The sequence below is a fragment of the Comamonas halotolerans genome (genome assembly GCF_030162935.1).
GTDB lineage: Bacteria > Pseudomonadota > Gammaproteobacteria > Burkholderiales > Burkholderiaceae_C > Comamonas > Comamonas halotolerans.
Genome location: NZ_JASAUZ010000018.1, coordinates 1 through 16,180, shown reverse-complemented (window position 1 = coordinate 16,180; position 16,180 = coordinate 1). Strand labels below are relative to the sequence as shown.

At 59.2% G+C, this 16,180-nt stretch carries 14 protein-coding genes; 10 read left to right on the top strand and 4 right to left on the bottom strand.

Annotated elements, in window-relative coordinates:
* Positions 1-243 precede the first annotated feature (243 nt).
* Entirely contained in the window at positions 244-1,053 is an 810-nt protein-coding gene (locus tag QEP11_RS10320; RefSeq protein WP_284336568.1) for a TlpA disulfide reductase family protein, read from the bottom strand.
* Positions 1,054-1,333: 280 nt separating this feature from the next.
* Between QEP11_RS10320 and QEP11_RS10315 the strand changes: the two genes are divergently transcribed.
* The 4 genes from QEP11_RS10315 (at position 1,334) to QEP11_RS10300 (ending at position 6,316) form a co-directional block, all read left to right on the top strand.
* Positions 1,334-1,990, top strand: coding sequence for a c-type cytochrome (locus QEP11_RS10315; protein WP_413788716.1), 657 nt, complete (start codon positions 1,334-1,336; stop codon positions 1,988-1,990).
* Between the two features lie 16 nt (positions 1,991-2,006).
* On the top strand, positions 2,007-2,981 hold the full coding sequence (locus tag QEP11_RS10310; RefSeq protein WP_284336567.1) for a c-type cytochrome: 975 nt from the start codon (positions 2,007-2,009) through the stop codon (positions 2,979-2,981).
* 195 nt (positions 2,982-3,176) lie between these two features.
* On the top strand, positions 3,177-3,749 hold the full coding sequence (locus tag QEP11_RS10305; RefSeq protein WP_284336566.1) for a hypothetical protein: 573 nt from the start codon (positions 3,177-3,179) through the stop codon (positions 3,747-3,749).
* 92 nt (positions 3,750-3,841) lie between these two features.
* Positions 3,842-6,316 (top strand): heavy metal translocating P-type ATPase, encoded by a 2,475-nt coding sequence (locus tag QEP11_RS10300; protein ID WP_284336565.1) that lies wholly within the window; start codon positions 3,842-3,844, stop codon positions 6,314-6,316.
* Between the two features lie 88 nt (positions 6,317-6,404).
* On the opposite strand, the gene QEP11_RS10295 is transcribed toward QEP11_RS10300, so the two are convergent.
* On the bottom strand, positions 6,405-7,118 hold the full coding sequence (locus tag QEP11_RS10295; protein ID WP_284336564.1) for a riboflavin synthase subunit alpha: 714 nt from the start codon (positions 7,116-7,118) through the stop codon (positions 6,405-6,407).
* Positions 7,119-7,499: 381 nt separating this feature from the next.
* On the opposite strand from QEP11_RS10295, the gene QEP11_RS10290 reads away from it, so the two are divergent.
* The 4 genes from QEP11_RS10290 to QEP11_RS10275 all read left to right on the top strand — a co-directional run bounded on the left by QEP11_RS10290 (position 7,500) and on the right by QEP11_RS10275 (position 11,665).
* Positions 7,500-8,465 carry a Bug family tripartite tricarboxylate transporter substrate binding protein gene (locus tag QEP11_RS10290; protein WP_284336563.1) on the top strand — a complete coding sequence of 322 codons (966 nt, stop codon included), beginning with the start codon at positions 7,500-7,502 and terminating at the stop codon, positions 8,463-8,465.
* A gap of 68 nt (positions 8,466-8,533) precedes the next feature.
* A complete protein-coding gene (locus tag QEP11_RS10285) occupies positions 8,534-9,502 on the top strand; it encodes a porin (RefSeq protein ID WP_284336562.1) in 969 nt (322 codons plus the stop codon).
* A complete protein-coding gene (locus tag QEP11_RS10280) occupies positions 9,429-10,493 on the top strand; it encodes a Bug family tripartite tricarboxylate transporter substrate binding protein (protein WP_284336561.1) in 1,065 nt (354 codons plus the stop codon). Before QEP11_RS10285 ends, QEP11_RS10280 begins: the two co-directional genes overlap by 74 nt.
* A 197-nt stretch (positions 10,494-10,690) precedes the next feature.
* On the top strand, positions 10,691-11,665 hold the full coding sequence (locus tag QEP11_RS10275) for a Bug family tripartite tricarboxylate transporter substrate binding protein (RefSeq protein ID WP_284336560.1): 975 nt from the start codon (positions 10,691-10,693) through the stop codon (positions 11,663-11,665).
* 66 nt (positions 11,666-11,731) lie between these two features.
* Here QEP11_RS10275 and QEP11_RS10270 read toward each other — a convergent pair whose 3' ends face one another.
* Complete coding sequence (locus QEP11_RS10270; RefSeq protein WP_284336559.1) at positions 11,732-12,607, bottom strand: hypothetical protein; 876 nt, start codon at positions 12,605-12,607, stop codon at positions 11,732-11,734.
* 150 nt (positions 12,608-12,757) lie between these two features.
* A complete protein-coding gene (locus QEP11_RS10265) occupies positions 12,758-12,937 on the bottom strand; it encodes a hypothetical protein (RefSeq protein WP_284336558.1) in 180 nt (59 codons plus the stop codon).
* 229 nt (positions 12,938-13,166) lie between these two features.
* On the opposite strand from QEP11_RS10265, the gene QEP11_RS10260 reads away from it, so the two are divergent.
* Positions 13,167-13,832: a DUF2760 domain-containing protein gene (locus tag QEP11_RS10260; protein WP_284336557.1), complete on the top strand. Its 666-nt coding sequence runs from the start codon at positions 13,167-13,169 to the stop codon at positions 13,830-13,832.
* 3 nt (positions 13,833-13,835) lie between these two features.
* Positions 13,836-15,821: an Hsp70 family protein gene (locus QEP11_RS10255; RefSeq protein ID WP_284336556.1), complete on the top strand. Its 1,986-nt coding sequence runs from the start codon at positions 13,836-13,838 to the stop codon at positions 15,819-15,821.
* Positions 15,822-16,180 lie beyond the last annotated feature (359 nt).

Here is a 16,180-nt window from a genome sequence, read left to right as displayed (position 1 = left end):
CAACCCTTGATACGTCGTTGCTTCACCTTGTCGTACGTCAGCACTGCCTGCGGCTTCGCGCCTCGTCTCAACCGCAAACCTTCGGTTTGCTGGGTAGTGTTAGCGGCTCTTCGTAGTTCATCGAAGCCTCACCGCGGCCCTACGACGGGCTGAGCATCTTTGTGGGGAGGTAGGGTGGTGGGTGTTGCCAGCCAGAATCTGGTTGCGGTGCCCAATTTGCTAAATGACAGTGGCTGTTTGCACTCAGTTGCCAGGCTGGAGGATCGCTTCCACATGGCTTTCAAGTGTTGCTGTTGAAAGCTCGCCATTGCGGATAGCAGTCAAATTGCCGGCAGCATCATAGAAAAGCGTGGTTGGCAGGCTGCGCTGCTGCAGGCTTTGTGTGAGGGCCAGCGAAGGGTCTAGCCAGGTTTGTGCAGGGGGCAAACCTTGTTGCAAGGCATAGCGGTGCACTAGCTGGGCGGGCTCTCCCTGATTGATCCATATAAATTGAATGTTCGGATGGTTTTGTTGGCCTGCCATCAGCACAGGCATCTCTCGCCTGCAAGGTGGGCACCATGAAGCCCACAGATTGACCACAACGGGCTGCCCTTTGAGGGAGTCCAGTTGAACCGATTCGCCAAGTAGATTGAGCGTGCTAAAGCTGGGCAGGTTGGTTTGAACCGGATGCTTAAGATGTAGCAATGCCTGCCCTGTGAGCCAAATGAGGGCTGCCAGGGAAAAACCAGACAGCAAGGCGCGATTTACGGGGCGTTTGCGCCACACCATCGCTGCGACATAAACCACTCCCACGGCCAGCCCCACCCAGGAGTTCCAGCCGCCGTCGCGAATGTCGATGATCTGCAAAGGAGCTGCGGCATATGCCTGACTGTGCTCCACAACAAAGCCCAGCCGGGCACCCATGACTATCGCCAAAGGCAAGGCATAAGCATGCCAGCGAAGTTCAAGGTGCTGGCTCCGGGCGTGGCGGTGTGCCAGCCAAGTGCCGAACTGCCAACTGACTAGCAGCAGCAACAAGCCCCAAGGCAAAGCTAACGGACCAAGATTGAGCATAGGCAGGAAAAGCGGGTGAACAGGGAGCTTAAGCGGTGTAGTGCAGACGACCAGTGTGGTGGGGCGTACCCATCGCTTTTTGTCGGTGTTAATGCTTGCTTAATTTGAGTGGGAGATGGTGGCGCACTGTGAGCAGAAATGGGCTTGCCGCCTGTCTTTAGTCTGCATCAGTGCGTCTTTGCTCTTGCCAGTTTCATTGCTGCAGCGACTCAAGCACAGTCACTGTGCGCTGCGAAGCTGGAAAAGCGCAAGCAATTTGATTGAAAAAAAATCCAACACCATGCCAGTTTTAATTCAAGTCTGGGTCGGCTTCTGGTTTGCTGCAGCAAGCATGGCCGCCAGTGCGCAACACACCATCTCCAACCCTGAGGTGGGGGCACGCATTGCGCAGTCAGGCAGCCAGAAGGGGGCTCCTGCCTGTGCCAGTTGTCATGGCGCCCAAGGAGAGGGACGAGGAACTTATCCTCCTCTGGCAGGGCAGCCTGCAGGATATTTGCAGCGCCAGCTTCAGGCGTTTGCCAGCAACCTGCGCAAACAAGCCGAAATGTCGGGAGTGGCCAAAGCCTTGACTGAGCAGGAGCGGGCTGATGTTGCAGCGTTTTATGCGGGCATGACGCTGCCTGTGAAAGCCGTACAGGGAAGGCTGCCAACAGCGGAAGATGGCAATGGCGCTTGGCTGGCTGAGCGAGGGCGCTGGGCAGACGGTATTCCTGCGTGCTCGAAGTGCCATGGTCCAGGCGGTGCTGGTGTTGGCAATGACTTCCCAGCGATCGCGCATCTGGGCGAAGCGTATATGAACAGCCAGGTTCAAGCGTGGAACAAGGGAAGTCGTGATGCGGGGCCTCTCGGACTGATGGGGGCGGTGGCGAAAAAGCTCAGCCCTCAGGACATTGCGGATGTTGCGGAGTACTACCGCAATTTGCAGCAGGCCCAGTAAGCGTAAGGAGGTTTCCATGCATGATTTTGAAACAGCCAAGAACCAGGACAAACAAGGTCGCCTGGGAGCAGCGCTGGCTGTTGCTGTGGCCGCTATCCCGCTGGTAGCTGCAATTGTTGGCATTGTGTATAGCCAGCCGGAAAAACTAGCAGCACCCGCTGCGGACGCTGCCCAGCAGCCAGAGCACAGTGCGGTGCTGGCCAGCTTTTCTCCACCCGATGCCCGCCAGATCCCGGATACGCCGATGGGCAAGTGGATTCAGCGTGGTGAGGCGATTTTCATGCGCACGCCAGAAAATGCAGTGGGCTTTTCGGGCAACTCACTCAACTGCGTGAACTGTCACCTGGATGCAGGTCGCCTTAAAGATTCTGCGCCCTTATGGGGGGCATATCCCTTGTACCCGGCCTATCGTAAAAAAACAGACCATGTGGATACTTTTGCCGAACGTGTGCGTGGATGCTTTATGTACTCCATGAATGGCAAGGCGCCAGATGATGGGCACGACATTCTGGTTTCTCTGGAAGCCTATGCGTACTGGATGGCACAAAAAGCACCTACTGGTGAGGTCCTGCCTGGCGCGGGTTTTGCCAAGGTGGGCAAGGCAGAGCGTACTCCGAGGTTTGAAGAGGGGTTGAAGGTCTATACGGCCAAGTGTGCGCTGTGTCATGGTGAGGATGGGCAAGGGCAGAAAAGTGCGGAAGTTGTCGTCTTTCCTGCGTTATGGGGGGCTGACTCCTATAACTGGGGCGCAGGCATGCATGAAATTGACAAGGCTGCCAACTTCATCAAGAGCAATATGCCCTATGGTCTGCACAACGAGCTCTCCGACCAGGAAGCCTGGGATGTCGCCACATACATCAACAGCTTTGAGCGTCCCCAGGACCCTCGTTTCAATGGCAGTGTTGCCAAAACGCGGGAGGCTTTTCACGATACGCCCCAGTCTTTGTACGGCGTTGAGGTGAACGGCAAATTGCTGGGACAAGGTCTGTAGTTTTCGGCGTTTCCAGAGCGCACTGCGGCATTGCGCTTGTTGCCATGGTGTGTTTGCGCACCATGGCATTTTTTTATTGCTGAACATGGTGTGATGGCGGAGCGCATGGACAGTAGGCGGCTTTTAGCAGTCACAAAGCAGTGTGGCTGTGAAATCGTTAGAGTGGCGGTTCTGTGAAAGCGCCTTGTCTGCACCATGCCTCGTACGAAAAAAAACAGCTCCAGTCCCGATAGTTTTGATGCCTTCCTGTCTGCAAGCGATGTGGAGCAGGTCTATATCGTGCTGTCTTTGGCCAAACAGTCGCATGGCAATGATCTGGGCCTGGGCGTGCAGCAGATGCTGGAGCAACCCACGGCGTTCGTGCGGGCGGCAGTGGCGCACCAAGACCGTATCGCCAAGCGTCACTACGGCATCGCGATGCTGTTTGGGGTGATTGTGCTTGCCATGGTCTATGTCATGTACCAGGGCTTCACCACACCGGATGTGGGCGTGCTGGGCGTGTTGCTGCCCGCCATGATGGCGTGCTTTGCACTATGGCGTATGGAACGCTCCGTGCATCGTGGCCGCCAAGGCAACTTGATGCTGCTGCGCTTGCTGGATGCCCTGGATGGCCAACCCTATAGCTATGACGCTGCAGCCTTTACCCAATTTCTGGCGAAAAAGCCCGAACTGCAGCTGCAATCACAGCGTCTGGCAAGTGCCGAGACTATGGCGCTCAAGCACTTGGCTGCACTGAAGTGGGAAGAGATTGGCGCGCACACGCGCTGAAGGTGTCGTTTGGAGACTGTCTTTGGGCTGCCTTGGGCAGCCCTTTGTTTTGTGGCGCTGCATGGGCGTTGCGAAAGACGTACAGTGATGCCATGTCAGCTCAAGCATCTCATTCTTCTTCCATGGTGGTTTTGCCTGTTGAGGGCATGACCTGTGCATCCTGTGTGGGGCGGGTGGAGCGCACGCTCAAGAAACTGCCTGGCGTGCAGGATGCCAGCGTGAATCTGGCTACCGAAAACGCGCAAATCCAGTTCGATGCCACGCCGGATGTGGCAGCAGCCATAGCGGCAATTGAAAAGGCTGGCTATGCCGTGCCGCAGCAGACGGTGGACTTGCAGGTGCAGGAGATGACCTGTGCCTCTTGCGTAGGGCGGGTAGAGCGCGTGCTCAAAAAGCAGCCCGGAGTATTGGCCGCGCAGGTGAATCTGGCAACAGAGCGCGCGCAGGTGCAGGTGCTGGCAGGCACCGCCATGCAGCCTTTGTTGGCTGCGCTGGAAAAGGCGGGCTATCCCGCGCAACAGGTGCCATCACAATCACAGCAAGCCACTGGCAGCGATGCAGTGGCACAGCGCCACGCACAAGAAAGCGTGCGTCTGCGGCGTGGGCTGTGGGGGGCGGCGCTGCTGGCAATTCCCGTGTTTGTGCTTGAAATGGGCGGTCACGTCTGGCCAGCGTTTCACCATTGGATAGATCGCAGCATCGGCATGCAAAACAGCTGGCTGCTGCAGTTTGCGCTGACCACATTGGTGCTGATCGGGCCAGGCCGCAGTTTTTATGCCAAAGGTATTCCCGCTCTGCTGCGTGCTGCGCCCGATATGAACTCCCTGGTGGCCGTGGGTACGCTGGCGGCCTATGGCTACTCGCTGGTGGCAACTTTTGCGCCGCAATGGCTGCCTGCGGGCAGCACGCATGTGTATTACGAGTCCGCAGCCGTCATCATCGTGCTGATTTTGCTGGGTCGTTTTATGGAAGCGCGTGCCAAGGGCAACACCTCGCAAGCCATACAGCAACTGGTGCAGCTGCAAGCCAAGACTGCACGCGTGCGGCGCGATGGTGCCGTGCAGGAAATCGAGATTGCACAAGTGCGCCAAGGCGATGTGCTGGAAGTGCGCCCTGGTGAGCGCATTCCTGTCGATGGCGTGGTGCTGGAGGGGCGCAGCTTTGTGGATGAGTCCATGATCAGTGGCGAGCCAGTGCCGGTTGAGAAAACCGCGCAGGCAGCCTTGATTGGCGGAACGGTGAATCAGCAGGGCGCGCTGCTCATGCAGGCAACCAAGGTAGGGGCCGACACCTTGCTCTCGCACATCATTCGCATGGTGGAGCAGGCGCAAGGGGCCAAACTGCCGATCCAGGCGCTGGTGGACAAGGTCACCATGTGGTTTGTGCCCGCCGTCATGGCCGTGGCACTGCTCACATTCATCGGCTGGATGGTCTGGGGGCCGGAGCCAGCGTTGAGCCTGGCATTGGTCAACGCGGTGGCGGTGCTCATCATTGCCTGCCCCTGTGCCATGGGGCTGGCAACTCCCACCTCCATCATGGTGGGGACGGGGCGCGCGGCGCAAATGGGGGTGTTGCTGCGCAAGGGCGAAGCCTTGCAGCAACTCAAGGATGCCAAAGTGGTGGCCGTCGACAAAACGGGCACGCTCACCAAAGGCAAGCCCGAGCTGACCGATGTGCTGCTCGCCGAAGGATTTGATCGCGCGCAGGTACTGGCGCAAGTTGCCGCCGTGGAAGACAAATCCGAGCACCCGATTGCGCGTGCAATTGTGGATGGAGCCAAGGCAGAAGGCATCAGCGTTCCCGCAGCCCAAGCGTTTGAATCGCTAACCGGACGTGGCGTGCGCGCCGAGGTGCTGGGCGCGCGCCTCGAAATTGGCGCAGACCGCTGGATGCTTGAGCTGGGCTTGAGCGTGCAAGGCTTTGCTGAAGAGGCTGCACGTCTGGGCAGCGAAGGCAAAACGCCGCTGTACGTGGCTGTGGATGGCCGTCTGGCGGCCATGATCGCGGTGGCCGACCCTGTCAAAGACTCCACGCCTGAAGCCATTGATGCGCTGCACCGGCTGGGCCTGAAGGTGGCCATGATTACGGGCGACAACCGCCACACGGCGCAGGCCATTGCCCGCCAGCTGGGTATTGACGAAGTGGTGGCCGAAGTGCTGCCGGGTGGCAAGGTGGATGCGGTCAAGCGACTGCAAGCGCAATACGGCGCGCTGGCCTATGTGGGCGATGGCATCAACGATGCCCCTGCCTTGGCACAGGCTGATGTGGGTGTGGCGATTGGAACCGGAACCGATATAGCCATCGAGTCGGCGGACGTGGTGCTGATGTCGGGAGACTTGCAGGGTGTGCCCAAGGCCATGGCACTGAGCCATGCCACCATGGCCAATATCCGGCAAAACCTGTTCTGGGCCTTTGCCTACAACGTGGCGTTGATTCCTGTGGCGGCAGGCTTGCTTTATCCTGTCAACGGCACGCTGCTCTCGCCCATGTTTGCCGCAGGCGCCATGGCCATGTCCAGCGTGTTTGTGCTGACCAATGCCCTGCGATTGCGGCGCTTTCAGGCCTGAGCGGTAACCTAACGCAGACCATGAAAAAAGGACTTCAGAACGATGGCTCTGAAGTCCTTTTTGTTTTTGTTGAGGTGCTGACCCGTGCTTACGTCCGCTTATCTGGGATGGCAGGTACATCGACAAAATCGTCCAGACTCAGCCCTTTTTCTTTCAGCAGCATTTCTAGAACAGGCTTGAGCTTGCCCAGGCTGGCTTCCACCGTTTCACGCACCGTGTCGACCACCACCTGGGTGCTGCGCTCGATTTCCACGTTGACAAGGTCGCCCACTGCCTTGTCGCCAAATACGGTCATGCGCAGGGTCTCGGGAATCAGCCAGACCTCGAACCAGCCAGCCTTGCGATCCACCTCAGCCACCGTCAGGCTGGCGCCATTGATGGCGATATAGCCTTTGGCAAACACATAGTGGCGGAAGGCCTCGGGGATCCCAAAGCGGATCTTGTGGTTGGTGTCGGTGCTCAGCACCTCCAGCACTGGCGCGGTGAAATCCACATGGCCCGACAGTGGGTGGCCTCCAATCTCTGCACCATCTTTGGCGGCACGCTCCACATTCAGCTTGTCGCCCACCTGGTATTGCCCCAGCGTGGTGATGTTCAGGCTTTGCTGCATCACATCGAACGTGGCGCGAGTGGGCGAGATATTCTCGGTCACTGTCAGGCACACACCGTCGTGGGACACACTGGCTCCAATCGCCAGGTCCTGGCAGAACCCTTCGGGAAATTCCATGGTGAAGGTACGCAGACCGTCTTGGTCGTGCAGCGCGGCAATGGTTGCCACAGCTTGGATGATGCCGGTAAACACGTGGGAAGCCCTCGGTGGAGACGTAAAACAGATGCTGGCGAAGTACCAGCGGATTGTAAGTTTAGGTGGCAGCCGTCGTGATCCTCGTTGAAAACAACCGGGTACCCTCGCGCCACTTTGCATGCTTGGCTCGCAAGCAGCGCAGCGGACGCCTTCAGGTTGCGTCAAAAAAGGGGGCGCAAGCCGAAGCAGTTTCAACGGTGCAGCTTTGTTGTCAAACAGGCTCACTATCGTTTGCCCTGAGTGCAAGTGCATGCGCGCCAATGCTGCCAAGGGAATGGCGCTGCGGCCAATTTATTGCATAGCTGTCATTCACATTGGTGTGTTGCTGCAGGTCAAGGGTTTTGAAGAATGGGGTTCCCAGTTTGAAAAAGCCCTGATATGCAACGCAGAAAATTACTCACGATGGTCGCCAGTGCGGTGCTCGCAAGCAGTCCGGCGGCATGGGCACATGGAGATGGTGTCATCACACTGGTTGTCCCTTTTGCTCCCGGAGCCAGTGTGGATACATTGGCGCGGCTGGTGGCGCGAGAGGCGAGTCGGCAATCTGGCTCCACCGTCGTGGTCGATAACCGCCCAGGCGCCAACGGCATCATCGGCGCCGAATACGTCAAGCACGCGTCAGCGGGAGGCAAACAGCTTTTTATTGCCAACGTGGGTTCGCATGCCATCAATGTGCCGTTGTATGGCGAGCGGTTGCCATATGACGCAATCAAGGACTTTGCCCCTGTCACTTTGTTGTGGCGCTTTCCGAGCGTTTTGGCGGTTCCTGCGAAAAGCCCGGCCAATGATGTGGCATCCCTGGTGGCGCAGGGCAAAAAAAATGGCATCACCTTCGCCTCAGCCGGTAGCGGTTCCGGTGGACACCTGCTGGGTGAAATGCTCAAGCAAGCCAGTGGCGCCACACAGATGCTGCACGTTCCGTACAAAGGTGCCGCGCCAGCGGTGATTGATTTGATGGCTGGGCGCGTGGATTGCTTTTTCGTGTCCTACAGCTCCATCCAGCGTCAGGTAGAGCAAGGCCTGCTACGGGTGCTGGCGGTTGCCAGCGATCAGCGTCTGGATGTTCTGCCTCAGGTGCCCACCTTGGCCGAGGCCGGGTATGGCGATGTGTTGCTCGATAACTGGTTTGGATTGGTGGCCAGCTCTGCAATGCCTGACAGCGAAGTGCAGCGTTTGCACAAGTTGTTCGCTCAGGTGCTGAGCAAGCCGGAGCTGGTCCAGCAGATGGCAGACCAGGGTGTGCAGGCCATGGCTATGACGCCAGTGCAGTTCACGAACTTGATGCGCAGCGACATTGAGCGCCTGGGGCGTGTAGTCGCTCGCGTTGGCGCCAGGGCCGATTGATTGCGGCTGTGCGCAGAGCTGTCCTGGTGCAGACCGGGATAGCGCAGTCAACGTTACTTCCTCATCCTATGAAATACGCTTTGATTCTGGCTGCGGCATGTGCCGCTTCAAGCAGCCTGGCAGCTCCGTCGTCGCAGGTGGCGATTTTCGGCACAGTCGATCTGGGCCTTGTCCAACGCAACGATGGGCAGACGCTGCTACATGGTGCTCCGGCCAACACGGCGCTGCACGTGATGCCTGGTGCACGTTCGCGCATCGGCTTCAGGGGTATGGAGGACTTGGGGCGAGGCTTGCGCGCGCACTTTGTGCTGGAGCACTCTTTCACGCCAGATAATGGTCATCCCATGTCGTCAGCCATGTTCTGGCACGCCCAGTCATGGGTGGGTTTGTCCGGCGGTTTTGGAGAGGTCAGACTGGGGCGTGACTACGCACCGGCCCATCAGATGACCTCGCGCGCAGATCCTTTTGCTTTTGATACGGTGGCGCAGGTCGGCATTGCACAGGCCTGGCTGGGCTATACCAGCAGCGGTGGTGCTTCGCGCATGAACAACGCGCTGCACTATAGAACGCCGAATTATCAGGGCCTGAGTGCTCAGTTGGCGGTCAGTTTCAGTGAGCAGGAAGGCGTGAGCAACGAGCGCGGTGCCAGCATCAGCTACGAGCAAGGCCCCTGGTATGCCGGACTCGGCTGGGATCGTAAGGATGCTCGGCAGGGACACAACGATTTGTGGATTCTGACGGGCAACTACCGCTGGGATCGCTGGGTATTTCGTGCCTCGCACACCCGTGTGCGTGTGCAGGACCAGGCAAGGCGCAACTGGACATTGGGCGCGAGCTATCGTGACGGCGCGGGGGAAGTGTTGGCAGTGGTCACGCAGCAGAAACTCTCATCCGAAATGCGCACCCAAAAATGGGGTGTGGGCTACCACCACTGGCTCAGCAAGCGCACCAAAATCTATACCGATGTTGCACGTGCCAAAGGCCGCGGTCTGTCCGCTACGACAGGCATGGATGTCGGCCTGCATCACCGTTTCTGAAACCAGCCTGCGAGGTGTTGATATGGTGCAACGGCGGCATTTTCTCGTGGCCAGCGCCTGTGCTGGCCTGGCACGTCATGTGATCGCGAAGCCGCAGGCAGGTCCGCCAGTCAAGCTGGTGATTCCTTATGCGGCGGGCGCCAACTCGGATGTGTTCACCCGGGCCCTGGCTCAGCGCGTGACCGAGCAGGGAGGACCGGTCTTTGTGGTTGAAAACCGGCCAGGTGGTGGCGGTGCCATCGCAGCCATGGCCGTGAAGCAAGCGCCACCGGATGGGCTGACACTGCTGGCTGCCAACGTCGGCAGCCACGCCATATTGCCCGCGATGCAGCCGTTGGGCTACAACCCGCTGCTTGATTTCGCACCGATCACTCAACTGTTCTATTTTTCAAATTTTCTGGTTGTGCCTGCGCGTGTTCCCGTGCACACCGTCTCGCACCTTCTGGAGTGGGCTGGGCAGCAGGCGCAGGGGCTGAGCTATGGTTCCCAGGGCATCGGTTCTCCCGGGCATCTTCTGGGAGCCATGCTGGCGCAAAAAGCTCCGCAAAACCGGATTGTTCACGTGCCGTATGCCGCGGGTGGAGGTCCTATGAACATGGATTTGCTTGCGGGCCGGCTGGATATGGTTTTTAGTACCTACGCATCCCTGCAGAGCCAGGCGGCACAAGGCAAGGTGAAATTTCTGGCGCTGGCATCGGCACGGCGCTCTGCCTTGCTGCCGCAGGTGCCTACCATGGCTGAAGCGGGGTTTGCGGGCGTGGAACTTGACAGCTGGTTTGGCTTGGTCGCGCCAGCGGGGACATCCTCCGAGGTAGTGCAGCGGCTGGGGCAGCAGTTTGCGGCAGCGGCAGAATCGGCAGATTTGCGTAGATGGCTTGCTGCCCAAGGAGTCAGTGTGGCCGTTGATGGAGCGCAGGCATTGTCCGAGCGCATGGGCAATGACTTGCGGCGCTTCAGCCAGCTGGCGCATCAGGTGGCGCTTGATGGCTAGCTTCAGCGAAGACCAGGGAGTGGCTGTGCCACAGCAGTTCGTACAGACGGTGTAGCACAGAGCCGGGAAGGTGCTGATGTATCCGGTTTGTGCATATCAACGTTTCAGTTAGTCGAAATAAACATAGGGAAAACAACAGCTTGGTTGGTGTGTGGCCTTTTCTAGCATCGGCGCATTGAATGCGAAAAGGAATAGATATGCAGGCTTTGTTGACTCTGACGGCGGTTGGTGCGCTGGTGGCTAGCGCCACCGTGCATGCACAAGCAACCGCATCCCCTTATCCCGACAAGCCCATCAGATTCATCGTGCCGGTCACGGCAGGTGGTGGCGTGGATACGGCTGCGCGGCTGATTGCCAATCAGCTCAAGGAGCGGCTGGGTCAGCCCGTTATCGTGGAAAACAAGCCTGGGGCGGGGGGGAGCATCGGTTTGAGGCAGCTTGCCCTGTCTTCGCCGGATGGTTACACGCTCGCATTTGTGCCCAATAGCTTCACGATCAACCACAGCTTGATGCGCAATCTGCCGTTTGATACTTTCACCAGCTTTGCGCCCGTCATCCAGATTGCGAAGACACCAGTGTTCGTCGCAGCCCGCTCAGACCTGGGCGCAGCAAGCCTGCAGGAAGTCATCGCACAAGCCAAGAAACGCCCGAACGGCTTCAGCTATGCCGCGTGTGATACAGGCTCTGCCCTGCATCTGTCTGCCGAATTTTTGCAACAAGCCACCGGCATCCATATCAACCATATTCCGTTCAAAGGATGCGCAGACTCCGTCCCCAATGTATTGGGCAAGCAGGTGGATTTGCTTTTCATCTCCTACAGCAATATCCAGGGCCATCTCGAAAGTGGCCGCTTGAAGCCGCTGGCGGTTGCTGCCCCTCAGCGCGTCAGCTATGCACCCGGTATTCCCACCGGTGCAGAGCAGGGGGTGGCGGGCTTTGACATGGAGGTCTGGTACGGTGTGCTGGCACCTGTCAAAACCCCTCCGGCGATTCTGAACCGTCTCAACCAGGCGTTCAATGACGTTCTGGATGACCCACAGGTTCAAAAAGGACTGGAAAAGAGCTTTCTCCGTGTCTCTGGAGGCAGTGCACAGGATTTTGCGCAAATCATTCGCAACGATGTCACGCGCTACGCGCAAGTGGTGGAAAAAGCAGGTATCCGCATTGACTGACAACGCTGCCGCGGGGGATGAGAGTGTGTCCGTTGCGGCATCTGCGACCCCGCAATTTGCAGGCCATCAGGCCATTTGTGCCTGATCTTCCCACCAGCCACTGATCAGGCTCTGAGGTTTTCGCAGGGCGCGTACCCAGGCGCAATCGGGCCAGGCATCCATCTGCACATTCATGCCGGCAAATACACCGTAACCCTGGCCTGCTGCAATCACGCCTTCTGCCTGCAAGGTCTCGCCGGCGCGAATGCTGCAAGCGGCGCGAATATCACCCAGTGCCTTGATGCCCCAGCCGGCTTGAATATGGTTGCCGCAGTTCAAGTGGTCATTGGAGGCAATGCCATGGCCCACGTCAAGCAGCCCCTGCACCTCGATGCTGCCGCCTGCACGCAGCCCCTTGCCACAGTGCATGGCGCCTTGCACCTGAACCTCTTGCCCGGCGACGGCTTCGCCACGCAGTTGCACATCGTTGTCGCAGCGCAGCTCCCAGCCGCAGCGCAGATGCTCCGCTCGAACATGGCCTTGCACTTCCACGCTCCAGGCGGCCTTGATGGTGCCACCCGCTTGCAGCAAGGTTTCGGCAAAAATCGCTCCGCCGCATTGGATGTCCTCGCCAACCTCCACCTTGCCAGCGCGAATGCCTGCCCCCACCTGCAGGCTGCGGCCCACCAGCAGTTGGCCGGGCACGCGCACATCACCGTGCACGATCAGCGTGCCGGCGTAGACAAAGTTGTCTGCTTCCAGGTGGTCCAGCTCCAGCACCGAGTTGGTGGCGCCAAAGTTCTCGAGCAGCCAGCGCGCATCTTCGACACGGCCTGCGCGTACCTGCGTGTCCATGGCGCTTTGGTAGTCCTTGCCGCCCAGGTCATTGCGCACAAACCAGCGGTAGCCGGCAGCGCAGGGGTTTTTGCCGCGTAGAAATGTTTGGGTCAGTTCCATGTCCATGGTTCAAGCTCGTCGGTTCCGGGTGAAGGGATAACGGCATGTGGCAAAGCCCAACTGCCTGTGCAGATGGAGATGGGCCTTATGAGAGTGTGCACATGCCCTTGCTGGGTGGCAAGAGGTTGCAGGCCGTACGGAGGGAAGAGGGTGGTCTTACGCCTTCCGCACGGCGGCGGAAAGCATGGCCGTAACGCCACTGAGACTGACGAAGGCCGGAGGCACGCCATGGCTGTGCGCTTGCTGCATGCGCAAAACGCGCGCGCAGCCCTGCGGCGCTGCGGCGAATGCCAGGCAGCGCAAGCGGGCCATCGTGGGTGCGAGCGTCAAATCCATGGGGAATGAGAAAGGTAGCCGATCATTATCCGCTGCCGCCGATATCGGCACGCCACAGTGCGACATTGCAGGTCGATACCTGGGCCCGCGGCAAGGCATGAGGGCTTTGGGTAACATCGGCCCTCCTGCGGGCGCGCGCGGATTGCGCAGCGCCAAGCACGCAACCCCATTGTTAGCGCGATGCTGTCCACTTGCCCGGTAGCGTTGCTGCATTGAAAGAGCTGTGTTCATGACCACCACCACTCCTCCATCTTTTCTCTCACGTATCGCGATTGCGATCGGCAGTTTCTTTGCCATTTTGGGCAATGGCCGCCTGGCCGCCGATGTGAACCGCGTGCGCAGTGGTGAAGCCTTGGCCGCCGATGTCCCCCCGCAAGAAGTGCGCGTCGAAGTGCCTGTGGAGAAAATTGTCGAAGTTCGCGTGGAAGTGCCAGTGGAAAAGGTGGTCGAAAAGACGGTTGAAAAACGGGTGGAAGTGCCTGTCGAGAAGATTGTCGAAAAAACCGTTGAAGTACCCACACACACTGCTGCCCTGCAACTGCTGGGTCTGCTGCAGCGTGAAGCGCGGTTTGTGGACTTTATTCAGGAAGATGTTGCGCCTTATACCGATGCAGAGATTGGAGCGGCCACACGTGTCGTGCACGAAGGCTGCCGCAAGGTTTTGCGTGAGCATTTCGGCATTGCGTCGGTGTTCCAGGAGGTTGAAGGTGTCCGTGTGACTGTGCCTGCGGGCTTTGACCCTGCCGCCGTGCGCCTGACCGGCAATGTGGTGGGGCAGGCGCCCTTTACCGGCACCTTGAGCCACCGTGGCTGGGTGGTTACGGAAACCCGGCTGCCTCAATTGACCGATACCCAAGCGGCCAAGGTCATTGCCCAGGCGGAAGTGGAGCTGTAAGCCATGAGCGTGTTTGCTTCCATCGCTGCTTCTGGCGCAGCCCAGCCTGCCACGTCCACTGCCCCAGCGGGTGCCCCTGTCGCTGCAGCGCCTGCTGCCAGTCCTGCACCAGATCTTGGTGTCGCGCACAGCGCTGGCGCTACCTACAGCATCGGTATCGATTTGGGCACCACCCACTGCGCGCTTTCGTATGTGAACAAAGCTGCCAGCGATGGTGAAAAGGTCGAGCAGGGCGTGCTGGCTATTCCCCAGCTCACCGCCCCTGCCAGCGTGGACAGCCAGTCGCTGCTGCCATCGTTTCTTTATCTGCCCCACGACAGTGAACTGAGTGAAGCCGAGCGCAGCTTGCCCGGCAAGTCCGCGCAAGACTTTGTGGTCGGTGAGTTTGCCCGCAGCCGTGGTGCCGGCACGCCCATTCGTCTGGTCAGCAGCGCCAAAAGCTGGCTGTGCCATCCCGGTGTGGATCGCCGCAGCCCCTTGCTGCCTACCGATGCGCCTGATGAAGTCAGCCGTATCTCGCCTCTGACGGCATCGATTCGCTATCTGGAACACCTGCGATGGGCGTGGGAGCAGGCGCACCCAGAAGCACCGTTTGCCGAGCAGGACATCACAGTCACCATTCCCGCTTCGTTCGACCCGGCCGCGCGCGAACTGACTGCCGAGGCCTGCAAGGCCGCAGGCTTTGCCAAACTGACCCTGCTGGAAGAGCCCCAAGCTGCGCTGTACAGCTGGATTCAGGCCAGCGGCGGTCAATGGCGCAAACAGGTCAAGCATGGCGACATCATCCTGGTAGTGGACGTGGGCGGTGGCACGACCGACCTGTCGCTGATTGCCGTGCTGGAGCGCGAAGGCAATCTGGAGTTGCAGCGTATTGCTGTGGGCGAGCACATTCTGCTCGGCGGCGACAACATGGATCTGGCGCTGGCCTATGGTGTGGCCCGCAAGCTGGCACAAGAGGGCAAACAACTGGATGCCTGGCAGACCCGCGCGCTGGCCCATGGCTGCCGCATTGCCAAAGAGCAGTTGCTGGCAGATGAGGCGCTGCAATCCGTGCCGGTGGTGGTGCCCAGTCGCGGCAGCAAGCTCATTGGTGGCAGCATCCGTACCGAAGTCACGCGCGACGAAGTGCTGGCCATGCTGGTCGAAGGCTTCTTCCCCAAGGTCGCAGTCAGTTCCAAGCCTCAGACCCGCGCACGTGGTGCGCTGACGCAATTGGGCCTGCCCTATGCCCAGGACGCAGCTGTCACGCGCCATCTGGCCGCGTTCCTGAGCCGTCAGGTCAATGCGCTGGATAGCATTGAAGGCTTGCAAGGCAGCCAGGAAGCTGGTTCCACTTTCCTGCATCCCACGGCCATCCTGTTCAACGGCGGTGTGCTCAAGGCCCCGCAGATCGAGCGGCGCATTCTGGAGGTCATCAACAGCTGGCTGGATGACGAGGCCAGTGAGCCTGCGCGCCTGCTTGACGGTGCCAACCTGGATCTGGCCGTTGCCCGTGGTGCTGCCTACTTTGGTCACATCACCCAAAGCGGTCGCGGTATGCGCATCCGTGGCGGCACGGCACAGTCGTACTACGTCGGCGTGGAAAGCAATATGCCCGCCATCCCGGGTATGGAGCCCCCTCTGTCAGCCCTGTGCGTGGCACCGTTTGGGATGGAAGAGGGCACCGAAGTGGCGCTGCCAGATCAGGAGTTTGGTCTGGTGGTGGGCGAGCCTGTGCGCCTGCGCTTCTTTGGTTCGTCGGTACGCCGTGCAGATACCGTGGGCACCCTATTGGAGTTCTGGGGCCCTGAAGAACTGATCGAGCTGCAAGAGATTGAGTTGAATCTGCCTGCTGCTGGCCGTGCCGCTGGTGAAGTTGTTCCCGTGACGCTGGAGGCTCGTGTGACCGACATTGGCACGCTGGAGCTGAATGCGGTGCCAGTCGGAGGTTCTGAGCGTTGGAAGGTGGAGTTTGATGTGCGTGCGGAGACTTCCGAGGACGCAGCCTAAGCCCCATTGCTTTGCTTGATGGAGCAAGCCCGCTGGCCGTTTGGCTGGCGGGCTTTTTTGTTTGTGCCCTTTGGCTTTTTCGTGCTTGTGAAGTACGTCCTGAGAGATGTCTTTATGGTTGCTCCGGCATGGTTGTGGGAGGACGAAGATCAAGTTGCGATGACCCGATTCCTTTCTTCCTGGCCCCAGTTCCAACAGCCTGACAGGCATGCGAAAGACTTCCACAAAAGTCTTGTCTGGCGTGACGGGCTTTGCGTGCTTTCTGAAGCTGTCCGTCTTCCGCAAGGTCGAATATTCTGAAACAAAATGTGTTGTTCGCCTCAGGGTTGAGCTACCTCATCATTAATACGATTTGCACC